This window comes from Streptomyces sp. NPDC051136, from assembly GCF_044455745.1.
Classification (GTDB): Bacteria; Actinomycetota; Actinomycetes; order Streptomycetales; family Streptomycetaceae; genus Streptomyces.
This window is the reverse complement of the sequence record NZ_JBITFE010000011.1, coordinates 77,338-92,075: the sequence shown is the minus strand read 5'-3', so window position 1 is coordinate 92,075 and position 14,738 is coordinate 77,338. Positions and strand designations below refer to the sequence as shown.

General features: G+C 71.4%; 14 protein-coding genes. 11 read left to right on the top strand and 3 right to left on the bottom strand.

Going from position 1 to position 14,738, the window contains the following annotated elements:
- Window positions 1-7: 7 nt before the first annotated feature.
- A complete protein-coding gene (locus tag ACIBCJ_RS29140) occupies window positions 8-1,069 on the bottom strand; it encodes an adenosine deaminase (RefSeq protein ID WP_399283710.1) in 1,062 nt (353 codons plus the stop codon).
- Between the two features lie 157 nt (window positions 1,070-1,226).
- Between ACIBCJ_RS29140 and ACIBCJ_RS29135 the strand changes: the two genes are divergently transcribed.
- Both ACIBCJ_RS29135 and ACIBCJ_RS29130 read left to right on the top strand, forming a co-directional pair.
- Window positions 1,227-1,940, top strand: a complete 714-nt coding sequence (locus ACIBCJ_RS29135) for a DUF4190 domain-containing protein (protein ID WP_362508480.1) — start codon at window positions 1,227-1,229, stop codon at window positions 1,938-1,940.
- 58 nt (window positions 1,941-1,998) lie between these two features.
- Window positions 1,999-2,457: a DUF4190 domain-containing protein gene (locus ACIBCJ_RS29130; RefSeq protein ID WP_362508483.1), complete on the top strand. Its 459-nt coding sequence runs from the start codon at window positions 1,999-2,001 to the stop codon at window positions 2,455-2,457.
- 160 nt (window positions 2,458-2,617) lie between these two features.
- Here the strand turns inward: ACIBCJ_RS29130 and ACIBCJ_RS29125 are convergent, their stop codons facing one another.
- Window positions 2,618-3,232 carry an NADAR family protein gene (locus ACIBCJ_RS29125; RefSeq protein ID WP_365981121.1) on the bottom strand — a complete coding sequence of 205 codons (615 nt, stop codon included), beginning with the start codon at window positions 3,230-3,232 and terminating at the stop codon, window positions 2,618-2,620.
- A gap of 202 nt (window positions 3,233-3,434) precedes the next feature.
- Between ACIBCJ_RS29125 and ACIBCJ_RS29120 the strand changes: the two genes are divergently transcribed.
- From ACIBCJ_RS29120 to ACIBCJ_RS29085, 8 genes are all read left to right on the top strand, one after another.
- The gene (locus ACIBCJ_RS29120; RefSeq protein ID WP_362103757.1) at window positions 3,435-4,970 is read left to right on the top strand and encodes a gamma-aminobutyraldehyde dehydrogenase; all 1,536 of its coding nucleotides are present in this window, start codon (window positions 3,435-3,437) and stop codon (window positions 4,968-4,970) included.
- Between the two features lie 63 nt (window positions 4,971-5,033).
- A complete protein-coding gene (locus ACIBCJ_RS29115) occupies window positions 5,034-6,281 on the top strand; it encodes a spermidine/putrescine ABC transporter substrate-binding protein (protein WP_365981120.1) in 1,248 nt (415 codons plus the stop codon).
- 5 nt (window positions 6,282-6,286) lie between these two features.
- A complete protein-coding gene (locus ACIBCJ_RS29110; RefSeq protein ID WP_365981119.1) occupies window positions 6,287-7,459 on the top strand; it encodes an ABC transporter ATP-binding protein in 1,173 nt (390 codons plus the stop codon).
- Entirely contained in the window at window positions 7,459-8,388 is a 930-nt protein-coding gene (locus tag ACIBCJ_RS29105; RefSeq protein WP_133889431.1) for an ABC transporter permease, read from the top strand. The genes ACIBCJ_RS29110 and ACIBCJ_RS29105 overlap by 1 nt, the downstream gene beginning before the upstream one ends.
- Window positions 8,389-9,189, top strand: a complete 801-nt coding sequence (locus ACIBCJ_RS29100) for an ABC transporter permease (protein WP_362508497.1) — start codon at window positions 8,389-8,391, stop codon at window positions 9,187-9,189.
- Between the two features lie 34 nt (window positions 9,190-9,223).
- Complete coding sequence (locus ACIBCJ_RS29095) at window positions 9,224-10,651, top strand: FAD-dependent oxidoreductase (protein WP_365981118.1); 1,428 nt, start codon at window positions 9,224-9,226, stop codon at window positions 10,649-10,651.
- Window positions 10,652-10,774: 123 nt separating this feature from the next.
- Entirely contained in the window at window positions 10,775-11,233 is a 459-nt protein-coding gene (locus ACIBCJ_RS29090; protein WP_362103762.1) for a hypothetical protein, read from the top strand.
- A 96-nt stretch (window positions 11,234-11,329) separates the two neighbouring features.
- Entirely contained in the window at window positions 11,330-13,147 is a 1,818-nt protein-coding gene (locus ACIBCJ_RS29085) for a glycoside hydrolase family 18 protein (protein WP_365981117.1), read from the top strand.
- Here the strand turns inward: ACIBCJ_RS29085 and ACIBCJ_RS29080 are convergent.
- A complete protein-coding gene (locus ACIBCJ_RS29080; protein WP_365981116.1) occupies window positions 13,086-13,799 on the bottom strand; it encodes a phosphatase PAP2 family protein in 714 nt (237 codons plus the stop codon). The two genes, ACIBCJ_RS29085 and ACIBCJ_RS29080, sit on opposite strands and share 62 nt — an antisense overlap.
- Window positions 13,800-13,843: 44 nt before the next feature.
- Between ACIBCJ_RS29080 and ACIBCJ_RS29075 the strand changes: the two genes are divergently transcribed.
- Complete coding sequence (locus tag ACIBCJ_RS29075; RefSeq protein ID WP_365981115.1) at window positions 13,844-14,677, top strand: hypothetical protein; 834 nt, start codon at window positions 13,844-13,846, stop codon at window positions 14,675-14,677.
- Window positions 14,678-14,738 lie beyond the last annotated feature (61 nt).

Genomic DNA, 14,738 nt, shown 5'->3' with positions numbered 1-14,738 from the left:
GCAACTCTCAGGAGGCGAGCCAGGCGGCGGTGTACGTGTCGATCTCGTCGATGATCCGTGCCTTGCCCGGCGCGTCGAGGAAGGACGCCTCGACCCCGTTCTTCGCCAGGCCGGCCAGGCCCCGCTCGTCGAGGCCGAGGAGCCGCGCGGCGACGGCGTACTCGTTGTTGAGGTCGGTGCCGAACATCGGCGGGTCGTCGGAGTTGATCGTCACCAGGACCCCGGCGCGGGCGAACTCCTTGATCGGGTGCTCGTCCAGGGTGGGCACCGCGCGGGTGGCGATGTTCGAGGTCGGGCACACCTCCAGCGGGATGCGCCGCTCGGCGAGGTGGGCGAGGAGCTTGGGGTCCTGGGCGGAACTGGTGCCGTGCCCGATGCGTTCGGCGCGCAGGTGGGTGAGGGCGTCCCACACGGTCTGCGGTCCCGTGGTCTCGCCGGCGTGCGGCACCGAGTGCAGGCCCGCGGCGATGGCCCGGTCGAAGTACGGCTTGAACTGGGGGCGGCCCACGCCGATCTCCGGCCCGCCGAGACCGAAGGAGACCAGGCCCTCGGGGCGCAGCCGGTCGTCGGTGGCCAGCCGTGTCGTCTCCTCGGCGGACTCCAGACCGGCCTCGCCGGGGATGTCGAAGCACCAGCGCAGCACGGTCCCGAACTCGGCCTCGGCGGCTTTGCGGGCGTCCTCGATCGCCTCCATGAAGGCGCCCTCGTCGATGCCGCGCCGGGTGGAGGAGAACGGCGTGATGGTCAGCTCGGCGTACCGGACCTGCTGGCGGGCCATGTCCCGGGCCACCTCGAAGGTGAGCAGCCGGACGTCCTCCGGGGTGCGGATCAGGTCGACCACGGACAGGTACACGTCGATGAAGTGCGCGAAGTCCGTGAAGGTGAAGTAGTCGACCAGGGCTTCGGGGTCGGTGGGGACCTTGGAGTCGGCGTGGCGCGCGGCCAGTTCGGAGACGATGCGCGGGGAGGCGGAGCCGACGTGGTGGACGTGCAGTTCGGCCTTCGGCAGTCCGGCGATGAAGGCGTGCAGGTCGCGCGGGACGTCGGGGTCGACGAGGTGCTCGGTCAAGGTTCCTCCCCAGGGCGGCGCCCCGGCCCCGGACGAGGCGGCGGTGGGACGCGGGTGATCGGCTGATCGGTCGTTCGGGGATCATCGTAGGCCGGTCTGACGGCCGGCGGCCCGGGACCGTAGCATGGCGGGCACGAACGACCCGGGGGGACAGGACATGACGGACGAGATACGGCCGGACGGGGAGTCCCCCGGCGACCGCGACCCCTGGGCGCCCCCGGGCAGCGGGCCCTCCCTGGACAAGGGCACGGGCCCGGCACAGCCGCGGGACCCGCTCGGGCCTCCTCCCGCCTCGGACGCGCCGCCGCCCTGGCCGCCGCCGGCGGGCCTGCACGACCAGGCCACGGTCACGTCGATGCCCGGCGCCGGGTTCGACCCCTCCGACGCCGCGGTGCCACCGCCGCCCATCGCGCCCGGCGGCCCGGGCGTCCCGGACGGGTACGGCCACCCCGGTGCCTCCGGGGGCGCCGGCGTCCCCGGCGGGTACGGCTACCCCGGATACGGCCAGGGCTACGGCTGGCCGGGCATGCAGGCGCCCCCGCAGAACGGGCTGGGCACCGCGTCGATGGTGCTGGGCATCCTCGCCTGCGCCCTGTTCTGCCTGTACGGCGTGGTCTCCCTGGTGCTCGGCGTCCTCGCCGTGGTCTTCGGCGTCAAGGGCCGCCGCAAGGCGGAGAGCGGCCTGGCCGACAACCACGGGCAGGCGCAGGCCGGGTTCGTCATGGGCATCGTCGGCATCGTCCTCGGCGTGGCCGTGATCGTGCTGCTCGCCATCGGGATCACCGCCGCGATCAACGAGGATTCGGGCTACGACGACCCTTACTACGGCGCCCCGCGCCCCGCACCGGTCGCCGTGACCGCGGAAAGCTGAGTTCCTCCCCGCGAGGTTGCCTCTACGATGTCAAGCGCCAGCGAGGGGAGAGCACTTCATGTCGCACACCAATCCCGGACCCGAGGGGTACGGGCCACCGCCGCAGCCGGGACAGCCGCCGGCCGGGGGCTACGCGTACCCGCAGTCCGGGCCCGGCACGCCCGGGTACGGCTATCCGAACGCGGGGGCGGGATACCCGGCGGCCCCGCCGGTGGGCTATCCGCAGGCTCCGGGCTACGCCATGCCGCCGCAGCCGAGCAACGGCATGGGCACCACGGGGCTGGTCCTCGGCATCATCGGCGTGGTGTGCAGCCTGACCTTCTTCCTCTGGTTCTTCGGCGTCATCCTGGGCATCCTCGCGATCATCTTCGGCGCGATCGGCCGGGGACGGGCCACCCGGGGCGAGGCCACCAACAAGGGGTCCGCGACCGCCGGACTCGTGCTCGGCATCACGGCCACCGTGATCCTGCCGCTGCTCGGCTTCCTCGCCTTCGCGAGCCTGATGAGCATCGCCTGATCCAGGCCGTGCCACCCGCCTGACCCATGCTGTGCGAGGGGGCGGCCCGGGACCGCCCCCTCAGCGGTGGTCCGGGTCCGCCCCCTCAGCCGGTCTCCGGGTCCGCCCCCGCCGTCGGTGGTCCGGGGCCGCCCCCGCCGTCGGTGGTCCGGGCCGTCCCTCACGCACCGTTCGCGCGCAGCCGTTCCCGGGCCGCCATCAGCGCGAAGCCCAGCAGGTTCGGTCCCCGCCAGCGCTCCGGGTCGGTCGCCGCCCCGTCGTCCGCGGCCAGGCCGATGCCCCACACCCGGTCGAGGGGGCTCGCCTCCACCAGCACCCGCTCGCCGGTGTTCAACAGGAACGCCCGCAGCGCCGGGTCGGCGGCGAACTTGTGGACGCTGCCCTCCACCACGATCCGGAACCGCTCCCGCTCCCACACCGCCTCGTCGAAGCCGCGCACCAGCCGGCCCGCCTTCTTCGCCTCGGCGGGATGACCGGCCGCCAGCACCCGCCGCTCGGCCTCCGCGTCCCCGAACAGCCGGGCCTTGCCGGCCATCATCCAGTGCTCCGCCGTCGCGTACTCCACCCGGTCGACGGTGAACGGCGACGGCCACCACTGGCTCAGGCAGCTCGGCCCGAGCCCGCCGTCCGGGAGCGGCCGGTGTCCCCAGAAGCAGAGGTATTTGATCCGCTCGCCGGCCCGGGCCCGTGCGACCAGCGCCTCCCTGCCGTCGATGTGTTCCGTCCCCACCCTCGCCACCCCCGTGACCTGCTCTGTCCCCGTGACTCTCGCCATGCACGCGAGTCTGGCACGCGCCACGGACACTCCGTCCGGCCTTTTCCGTGGTGACTCGACACCTGGTCGACAGATTCCGTCGCGTAACCAAATGGCAACAACGGAATCACTTGTTGGAGGCCTAGTGCTCTGTCAGGATCGGCACTCACATCGAGCCTGAGCCACGCCGGCCCCCACCACGGGGAGACCGAGGAGAGCCGACATGCACAACCCGGGCAACGCCACCCCGGACCGATTCCCGGCCCAGGACCGCTTCGCGGACGGGGCCCAGTACATCGCGGGCCGTCTGACCAAGGGCACCTCCGGACGCACGCACACCGTCGTCGACCCGGCGACCGGCGACGACGTCCTGACCTACGAGCTGGCCGGTCCCGACGACGTCGACGCGGCCGTCGCCGCCGCCCGGGAGGCGTTCCCCGGCTGGGCCGGAGCCACCCCGGGCGAGCGATCCGACGCCCTGAACCGGTTCGCCGCCGTCCTCGCCGACCGTGCCGAGGACTTCGCCCGCGCCGAGTCCCTGCAGTGCGGGAAGCCGCTGAAGCTGACCCGTGAGTTCGACGTGCCGGGCACGGTGGACAACGCGGCCTTCTTCGCCGGCGCCGCCCGGCACCTCCAGGGGCAGTCGGCGGGGGAGTACTCGGGCGAGCACACCTCGTACGTACGGCGCGAGCCGATCGGTGTGGTGGGCTCCATCGCGCCCTGGAACTACCCGCTCCAGATGGCCGCCTGGAAGATCCTCCCGGCCGTCGCCGCGGGCAACACCATCGTCCTGAAGCCCGCCGAGATCACCCCGCTGACCTCCCTGATGTTCGCCCAGGCAGCGACCGAGGCGGGCATCCCCGACGGCGTGATCAACATCGTCAGCGGCACCGGACGGGAGGCCGGTGAGCACCTCGTCGGCCACCCCGACGTCGCCATGACCTCCTTCACCGGTTCCACCGCCGTCGGCAAGCGCGTCGCCGAGGTCGCCACCGCCACCGTCAAGCGCCTCCACCTGGAACTCGGCGGCAAGGCCCCCTTCCTCGTCTTCGACGACGCCGACCTCGACGCCGCCGTGCACGGCGCGGTCGCGGGCGCGCTCATCAACACCGGCCAGGACTGCACGGCCGCCACGCGCGCGTACGTGCAGCGGCCCCTGTACGAGGCGTTCGTCGAGCGGACCGCAGCCCTCATGGACACCGTCCGCGTCGGCGACCCCTTCGCCCCCGGCACCGACCTCGGCCCGCTGGTCAGCCACGTCCAGCGGGACCGCGTCGCCGCCTTCGTCGAGCGGGCCCGCGGCTACGCGCGCGTGGTGTGCGGCGGCGAGGCACCGCAGGGCGACCTGAAGGACGGCGCCTACTACCGGCCCACCCTCGTCGCGGACGCCGCGCAGGACAGCGAGGTCGTCCAGTCCGAGATCTTCGGTCCGGTCCTCGTCGTGCTGCCCTTCGACACCGACGACGAGGGCATCCGGCTGGCCAACGACACGCCGTACGGGCTCGCCGCCTCCGCCTGGAGCCGGGACGTGTACCGGGCGAACCGCGCCACCCGCGAGATCAAGGCGGGCTGCGTGTGGGTCAACGACCACATCCCGATCATCAGCGAGATGCCGCACGGCGGCTACAAGGCGTCCGGCTACGGCAAGGACATGTCCGCCTACTCCTTCGAGGAGTACACGCAGGTCAAGCACGTCATGTTCGACAACACCGCGGTGGCGGCCAAGGACTGGCACCGCACCGTCTTCGGGGACCGATAGGACCGACAGCCGTCACACAGGCCGCCGACCACGGCCGACGCACCCGAAAGGGCACCCACGCGCATGGAGCAGTACGAGCCCGACCGCCTGTCGACCGCCCAAGTGGCCGCCGTGCGGCGCAGTTTCAGGAGCGGCAGGGCCGCCCTCACCCGCCGTTCGCTGCTGCGCGCCTCCACGGGCGGCGCGCTCGCGGCCGGCGGACTCGGTCTGCTGAGCGGGTGCGGCATCCCGGCGGCCGGCAAGGCCGAGGGCGGTGTCTCCGCAGAGGACCACTCCAAGGAGGAGCAGCAGGTCCGCTTCTCCAACTGGACCGAGTACATGGACGTCGACGAGAGCGGCCGCCGGCATCCCACGCTGGACGCGTTCACCAAGCGCACCGGCGTCAAGGTCACCTACACCGAGGACATCAACGACAACAGCGAGTTCTTCGGCAAGATCCAGCCGCAGCTCGCCGCGGGCCAGGAGACCGGCCGCGACATCATCGTCCTCACGGACTGGCTGGCCGCCCGCCTGATCCGCCTCGGCTGGGTCCAGAAACTCGACCCGGCCAACCTGCCGCACGCCTTCGCCAACCTGTCGTCCCAGTTCCGCACCCCCGACTGGGACCCCGGCCGCGCCTACTCCTACCCCTGGCAGGGCATCTCGACCGTCATCGCCTACAACAAGAAGGCGCTGGACGGGATCGAGGTCGGGACGGTCTCCGACCTGCTCGACAACCCGAAGCTCAAGGGGCGGGTCGGCTTCCTCACCGAGATGCGCGACACCATGGGCATGACGCTGCTCGACATGGGCAAGGACCCGGCCCGCTTCACCGACGACGACTACGACGCGGCGATCGCCCGGCTCCAGAAGGGCGTCGACCGCGGCCAGATACGCCGCTTCACCGGCAACGACTACACGTCCGACCTCAGCAAGGGCGACTTCGCGGCCTGTCTGGCCTGGGCCGGTGACGTCGTCCAGCTCAAGGCGGACAACCCCGACATCGACTTCGTCATCCCGGACAGCGGCTACGTCACGTCGAGCGACAACATGCTGATCCCCAACAAGGCACGGCACAAGACGAACGCCGAACGCCTCATCGACTACTACTACGAGCCGGGCCCGGCCGCGGAACTCGCCGCCTACATCAACTTCGTCTGCCCCGTCGACGGCGTGAAGGACGACCTGGCGAAGATCGACGAGGACGCGGCGAACAACCCGCTGATCATTCCCGACAAGGCCATGCAGGCCAAGTCGCGCTCCTTCCGCTCCCTGAGCGCGAAGGAAGAGACGGCCTACGAAGAAAAGTTCGCGAAGCTCACTGGGGCGTGACGACGATGACGACGAACCCGACGAAGAACCAGCCGGACGCGACGGGCGGCGGCGACGTCCGCCTCACCGGCATCGGCAAGACCTACGGCTCCTTCACCGCCGTGCACCCGCTCGACCTGACCGTGCCGCAGGGCTCCTTCTTCGCCCTGCTCGGCGCCTCGGGCTGCGGCAAGACCACCACCCTGCGCATGATCGCCGGACTGGAGGAGCCCAGCAGCGGCACCGTGCACCTCGGCGACCACGACGTGACCGCGCTGCCGCCCTACAAACGGCCGGTCAACACGGTCTTCCAGTCCTACGCCCTCTTCCCGCACCTCGACATCTACGAGAACGTCGCCTTCGGCCTGCGCCGGCGCGGCATCAAGAGCGTGAAGAAGCAGGTCGGCGAGATGCTCGACCTGGTGCAGCTCGGCGAGCAGGCCCGCAAGAAGCCGCACCAGCTCTCCGGCGGCCAGCAGCAGCGCGTCGCGGTCGCCCGCGCCCTGATCAACCACCCCAAGGTGCTGCTCCTCGACGAGCCCCTCGGTGCCCTCGACCTCAAGCTGCGCCGCCAGATGCAGCTGGAGCTCAAGCGCATCCAGACCGAGGTCGGCATCACCTTCGTGCACGTCACCCACGACCAGGAGGAGGCCATGACCATGGCCGACCGGGTCGCCGTGATGAACGCGGGCCGCGTCGAGCAACTGGGCGCCCCCGCCGACCTGTACGAGAACCCGCGCACCACGTTCGTCGCCAACTTCCTGGGCACCTCCAACCTCATCGAGGCCGAGGTCGACACCCGCAGCGGCGACGACGTCGTGGTCAGGGCGGCCGGCGACAAGCTGGTGCTGCCCGGCGCCCGGTGCACCGCGCCGGCGAAGGCCGGCGGCAAGGTGCTGGTCGGGGTGCGCCCCGAGAAGATCAGCCTCACCCACGCCGACGACGCGGGCTCCATCCCCGAGGGCCGCAACCGCATCACCGGCAGGATCAGCAACACCAGTTTCATCGGCGTCTCCACCCAGTACGTCGTGGACTGCGCGGCCTGCCCCGAGTTCGAGGTCTACGCCCAGAACATCGACCGGGACCCCCGCCTCGCACCCGGCGCCGAGGTCGTCCTGCACTGGAACCCGGCGCACACCTTCGGGCTCGACGCCGACCAGGACATCGACGCGGGAGTCACCGAGGGGGAGACCGCCTGATGTCCACCCTCACCGAGGCGCCGCCGCCCCTGACCCCGGCCGCGCCCGAGAAGAAGCCCCCGCGCAAGCGGGGCCGCTGGACGCCGTACTGGCTGCTGCTGCCCGGCATCCTGTGGCTGGTCGTCTTCTTCGCGGCGCCGATGATCTACCAGGCCTCCACCTCCGTGCAGACGGGCTCGCTGGAGGAGGGCTACAAGGTCACCTGGCACTTCGCCACCTACTGGGACGCGCTGTCCGAGTACTGGCCGCAGTTCCTGCGCTCGGTGGCCTACGCCGCCTCCGCGACCGTGCTGTGCCTGCTCCTCGGCTACCCGCTCGCGTACCTGATCGCCTTCCGCGCGGGACGCTGGCGCAACCTGATCATGATCCTGGTGATCGCGCCGTTCTTCACCAGCTTCCTGATCCGCACCCTGGCCTGGAAGACGATCCTCGCCGACGGCGGCCCGGTCGTCGGCGCCCTGAACACGCTGCACGTCCTGGACGTGACCGGCTGGCTGGGCTGGACCTCCGGCGACCGCGTGCTGGCCACCCCGCTCGCGGTGGTCTGCGGTCTGACGTACAACTTCCTGCCCTTCATGATCCTGCCGCTCTACACCTCCCTGGAGCGCATCGACGGCCGGCTGCACGAGGCGGCCGGGGACCTGTACGCGAAGCCGTCCACGGTCTTCCGCAAGGTCACCTTCCCGCTGTCGATGCCGGGCGTCGTCTCCGGCACGCTGCTGACCTTCATCCCGGCCACCGGCGACTACGTCAACGCCTCCCTGCTGGGCTCGGCCGACACCGGAATGATCGGAAACGTGATCCAGTCCCAGTTCCTCAGGGTGCTGGACTATCCGACGGCGGCGGCGCTCTCGTTCATCCTCATGGCCGCGATCCTGGCCATGGTCACCTTCTACATCCGCAGGTCCGGGACGGAGGATCTCGTTTAAATGACCTTCGTCAACTGGTTCAAGCGCCATGTGGTCGTGATCGCCGGACTGCTGACACTCGCCTATCTGCTGCTGCCCAACGTCGTCGTCACGGTGTTCTCGTTCAACAAGCCGAACGGGCGCTTCAATTACGAGTGGCAGCAATTCTCCACGGACGCCTGGAAGGACCCGTGCGGGGTCGCCGGGCTGTGCGGTTCCCTCTCGCTCAGCCTCCAGATCGCCCTGTGGGCGACGCTGGGCGCCACCGCGCTCGGCACCGCGATCGCCTTCGCTCTGGTGCGCTACCGCTTCCGCGCGCGGGGCGCGATCAACTCGCTGATCTTCCTGCCGATGGCGATGCCCGAGGTCGTGATGGCCGCCTCGCTGCTCACCCTCTTCCTCAACATGGGTGCTCAGCTGGGCTTCTGGACGATCCTGATCGCCCACATCATGTTCTGCCTCAGCTTCGTCGTGACGGCCGTCAAGGCGCGCGTGATGTCGATGGACCCGCGACTGGAGCAGGCGGCGCAGGACCTGTACGCCGGTCCCTTCCAGACCTTCGTCCGGGTCACCCTGCCGATCGCCGCTCCCGGCATCGCGGCCGGCGCGCTACTCGCCTTCGCACTGTCCTTCGACGATTTCATCATCACCAATTTCAACGCGGGTTCCACCGTCACCTTCCCCATGTTCGTCTGGGGATCGGCGCAGCGCGGAACGCCCGTTCAGATCAATGTCGTCGGCACGGCCATGTTCGTCATCGCCGTACTGTTCGTCCTGACCTCCATGATCATCGGCAACCGCCGAAACCGCCGCAAGGCATAGAGCACCTCAGCCGTATCCGTAGGGAGTTGAAATCATGGCCCCGAGCGCCATGAGCCGCAGCAACGACTGGACGAAATCCCTTTCCGACGCCCAGCCGGTCCCGTACTGGCTGGACGACCCCGGCCGTCCCCGCTCCGAGGCGGCCCTCACCGGAGCCGAGACCTGCGACCTGCTGGTGGTGGGCGGCGGCTACAGCGGACTGTGGACCGCGCTGATCGCCAAGGAGCGCGACCCGGGCCGGGACGTGCTGCTGATCGAGGGCCGCGAGGTGGGCTGGGCCGCCTCCGGCCGCAACGGCGGATTCTGCGCCGCCTCCCTCACCCACGGACTGTCCAACGGCCTCACCCGCTGGCCCGGCGAGATCCGCAAGCTGGAGGAGCTGGGCGTCCGCAACCTCGACGCGATCGAGGAGGCGGTCGCCCGCCACGGACTCGACTGCGACTTCGAGCGCACCGGCGAAATCGACGTGGCCACCGAGCCCTACCAGGCCCGGGAGCTGGAGGAGTGGTACGAGGAGATCCGCGGCAAGGGCCTCGCCGAGGGCATCGAGTACCTGGACGCCGACGCCGTGCGCGACCAGGTCGACTCACCCACCTTCCGGGCGGGCCTCTGGGACCGGCGGGGCGTGGCGATGGTCAACCCCGCCAAGCTGGCCTGGGGCCTCAAGCGGGCCTGCCTCGACCTCGGTGTCCGCGTCCACGAGAACACCCCCGCGCTCACCCTTGAGTCGTACGGCGCCGGCATGGCCGTACGCACCCCCTACGGCGGGGTCCGCGCCCGCACGGTCGCGCTCGGCACCAACATCTTCCCGAACCTGGTCCGGCGGGTGCGCCCGTACACCGTCCCCGTCTACGACTACGCCCTGATGACCGAGCCGCTCACCGACGCGCAGCTCGCCTCGATCGGCTGGAAGAACCGGCAGGGCCTCGGCGACAGCGCCAACCAGTTCCACTACTTCCGGCTGTCGTCCGACAACCGGATCCTGTGGGGCGGCTACGACGCGATCTACCCGTACGGCGGCCGGGTGCGCGCCGAGTACGACGACCGCCCCGAGACCTACGCCAAGCTCGCCGGGCACTTCTTCACCTGCTTCCCGCAGCTGGAGGGCGTCCGCTTCAGCCACGCCTGGGGCGGCGCCATCGACACCTGCTCCCGCTTCTCCGCGTTCTTCGGCACCGCGCACCGGGGGAAGGTGGCGTACGCGGCCGGGTACACCGGCCTCGGGGTGGGCGCGACCCGGTTCGGCGCCGAGGTGATGCTCGACCTGCTGTCGGGGGAGCGCACCGAGCGCACCGAGCTGGAGATGGTGCGCAGGAAGCCGCTGCCGTTCCCGCCCGAGCCCTTCGCCTGGACCGGCATCGCGCTCACCAAGTGGTCGCTGGCCCGCGCGGACGCGCAGGGCGGCCGGCGCAACCTGTGGCTGCGGACGATGGACCGGCTCGGACTCGGCTTCGACAGCTGAGCGGCCCGCCGGCGTGTGATCCGGTTCACCCCAACGAGTCACGGCAACCCGCGTAATGCCACCGGCAGACCTCCCTCTCCCTCGTGACGCACCCCGCGTCCACGAGAGAAAGGGAGGTTTTCCATGCCTGGTGCCAAGACGGCGGTCGCTTGGCTGGCATCCGTCGCACCGGATCCCGAGTCCTGCCGGCGGGAGTGGGAGCGCGACCCCTCGGGTGTCGCGCTGCTGCCCGCAGGCAAGGCCTGGGACGTGCTCATCCTGCCGAGCAGGCTCGGCTATCCGACCCTGGACGTGCTCTCCCGCGTGCTCGACCAGCCCGGCCCGGTCCTCGCCGACTTCGGTGACGCGCGCACGGGCTTCTTCGTGCCGGCCGGCACGGCGGCCCGCTGGGTCGGCACCGGCATCCGGACCGCCGGTCCCGGCACCTGGATCGTGGTGCCCCACCCCTGCGGGCTGTCGTCCGGCGGCACCCGCTGGCTGATCCCGCCGGACGGGACCGGCACCCTCTCCGATCCCTCGCTCCTGGAGCTGGCGATGCACGAGGCGGCGGCGGCCCTCGCGGGGGAGGGGGGCGAGGGATAGCGGGTGTGACGTGCGCAAGGGGTTGACAACCGAATTGGTCTGGACCAAGTTGGGCGCGCTCCGTCCTCCCCATCTCCCCCATGTCCGGAGGCACTTGTGGAACGCGCCAGACCCCTCGCCCGTCGCCCGCTCGTCACGCTGCTCACCGCGGCGGCCCTCGCCGCGTCCGGCCTGACCGCGCTCACGTCGGCCGCCCGTGCGGCCGACGCGGACCTGGCCCGCAACGGCGGCTTCGAGTCCGCGCTCGACGGCTGGACCTGCACGGCGGGTACGACCGTCACCTCGCCCGTCCACAGCGGCACCGCCGCCCTGAAGGCCACCCCCGCGGGCGCCGACAACGCGCGCTGCTCCCAGACGGTGTCCGTGAAACCGGACGCGCAGTACACGCTCTCCGGCTACGTCCGGGGCACCTACGTCTACCTCGGCGCGAGCGGCACCGGCACCACCGACGTCTCCACCTGGGCCCAGTCCGCCCCCGACTGGCAGCGGCTGACGACCACCTTCCGCACCGGCCCGTCCACCACCAAGGTCACCATCTACACCCACGGCTGGTACGGCACCGGCGCCTACCACGCCGACGACATCTCCCTCACCGGACCGGGCGGCGGGACGGGCCAACCCCCGGCGGCTCCCGGCGGCCTGAAGGCCGGCTCGGTGACCTCCTCCAGCGTCGCCCTGTCCTGGTCACCGGTGCCGGGCGCGACGGGGTACGCCGTCTACCGCGACGGCACCAAGGTCGGCACGGTCACCGGCACCTCCACCACCGTGACCGGCCTGACCCCCTCGACGGCCTACTCCTTCCAGGTCGCCGCGGTCAACGAAGCGGGGGAGTCCGCGCGTTCGGCCACCGTCACCGCGACCACCGCCCAGCGCCCCGACGACGGCGGCGGCTCCTCCGACCTCCCGGCGCACGCCCTGGTCGGCTACCTGCACGCCAGCTTCGCCAACGGCTCCGGCTACACCCGCATGGCCGACGTGCCCGACAGCTGGGACGTCATCGACCTCGCCTTCGGCGAGCCCACCTCGGTCACCTCGGGGGACATCCGCTTCGAGCGCTGCCCGGTCACCGAGTGCCCGAACGTGGAGAGCGACGCCGAGTTCAAGGCCGCGATCAAGGCCAAGCAGGCAGCCGGCAAGAAGGTGCTGATCTCCATCGGCGGCCAGAACGGCCAGGTGCAGCTCACCACCGCCGCCGCCCGCGACAGGTTCGTCTCGTCCGTCTCCGCGATCATCGACGAGTACGGCCTGGACGGCCTGGACATCGACTTCGAGGGCCACTCGCTCTCCCTGAACGCCGACGACACCGACTTCAAGAACCCGAAGACCCCCGTCGTCGTCAACCTCATCTCGGCCGTGAAGACCCTGAAGGCCAGGTACGGCGCCGGCTTCGTGCTGACCATGGCGCCCGAGACCTTCTTCGTCCAGCTCGGGTACCAGTACTACGGCACCGGCAAGTGGGGCGGCCAGGACCCGCGCGCGGGGGCCTACCTGCCCGTCATCCACGCCCTGCGCGACGACCTGACCCTGCTGCACGTCCAGGACTACAACTCGGGCTCCATCATGGGCCTCGACAACCAGTACCACTCCATGGGCGGCGCCGACTTCCACATCGCCATGACCGACATGCTGCTCACCGGCTTCCCGGTCGCGGGCGACGCGAACAACGTCTTCCCGCCGCTGCGCCCGGACCAGGTGGCGATCGGCATGCCGGCCTCCACCCAGGCGGGCAACGGCCACGTCTCCCCGGCCGAGGTCACCAAGGCGCTGAACTGCCTGACCAGGAAGACCGACTGCGGGTCGTACGCGACCCACGGCACCTGGCCCGCGCTGCGCGGCCTGATGACGTGGTCGATCAACTGGGACCGCTACGCGAACTGGGAGTTCCAGAAGAACTTCGACGCGTACTTCGGCTGACGCCCGCCGGACCCCGGCCCGCCACGAGGGCGACCCCGGCCAGCAGCACCGCCCCCAGGCACCAGCCGGCCAGCACGTCCAGCGGCCAGTGGTAGCCCCGCCGCACCAGGCCGTAGGAGGTGCCGAGGACCAGTACGGCGCACAGCGCGACCAGCGCACGGCGTACGGCCGGCGCACGCAGCCGCCCGAGCAGCAGCAGCGTCGCCGCGCCGTACGCGACGACCGCCGTGGTGGTGTGACCGGAGGGGTAGTAGCCGGTCGCCGGCGGCACCGCCGGGGTGCCGGGGCGGTCGGTCCACTCCTTCAGCGGCACGACCAGAGCCGGGACCAGCACCATCGCCACGGCCCCGGCCAGCGGCGGCAGCCACCAGCGGTCCGCACCCGCGGCGCGGCCCCGCCACGCCGTGTACGCCAGCGCCACGACGAGGACGGGCACGGCCACCTGCACGTTGCCCAGGTCGGACAGCAGCTCGGAGAACCGGTCGGGGTGGACGAGCCGCGCGCTCAGCCGCTCGTCCACCCCGACCAGCGGCCCGTCGGCGACGACCTGCCAGGTGATCAGCGCGAAGAGGAGCACGGGAAGCGCGACGAGGGCGGACCGCGCGCGAAGAGCGAGCGCGGACCGTGCGCGGGGAGGGGCGGAGACCGGCATGACGCCCAGCTTCGCAGGCCGGCTGTCGCGTAGTCTCACCGCCCGTGACAACCATACGAACGGCACGGGACAGCCGGTGGGAGGAGACCTTCACCCGGCTGCGGAGCATGAGCGGAGAAGGCCGGTACGAGGAGGTCGAGTCCGAGGCGCGGGCCCTGGCCGCGCTCCCGCGACGCCCCTGGCGCCGGCGCCCGCCGCACTGGGAGGCGAGGGTCCTCGCCACCGGAACGGCCGTCATGCACGGCCGGACGGCCGAGACACTCGACGAACTGGACGCCCTGATCGCGGAACTGGAGCCGGTCGGCCTCAACTCCCTGATGCTCCGCCTGATCGCCCGCAGCAACCGCGTGGTGGCCCTGTCCGGCCTGCGGCGCTACGCGGAGGCGGAGACCGAGGCGCTCGCCGTCCTGGGCGAGCTGAACCGGATCGCCGACCGCGCCCCGGTGGCGGCGCTCGAACTGAACACCCTGGCGCACCTGGCAACCGTGCTGTGCGGGCTGGGCCGCCACGAGGAGGCGGAGGCCGTCGCCCGCGGAAACCTGCCCCGGGCGAACGGACCCGCCGTCGGAGTCCTGCGCACGACGCTGGCGCGCAGCCTGAACGGGCAGGGCCGTCACGAGGAGGCCCTCGCCGAGGTCGGCGGCAGCGGACCGCAGTCGCCCCGGTACGCCGCCGGGTACGCGGACCTGGTCACCGCCGAGGCCCTGCTCGGCCTGGGACGACGAGCCGAGGCGGAGACCGCCGCACGGCGCGCCCTGGTCGACTGCGAGCGGCGGCTGCACCCGGCCCACCCGCGCACCGGCGAGGCCCGCGCCCTGCTCGCCCGCGTCACCGGGGAGGAACCGCACGAGGGATCACGAGAGGAAAGCGGGGAGTGAGACACCGAAGGGCCGGCACAAGGGGGGGAGTGTGTCGGCCCTTCGGTGAACCACCGTCCCG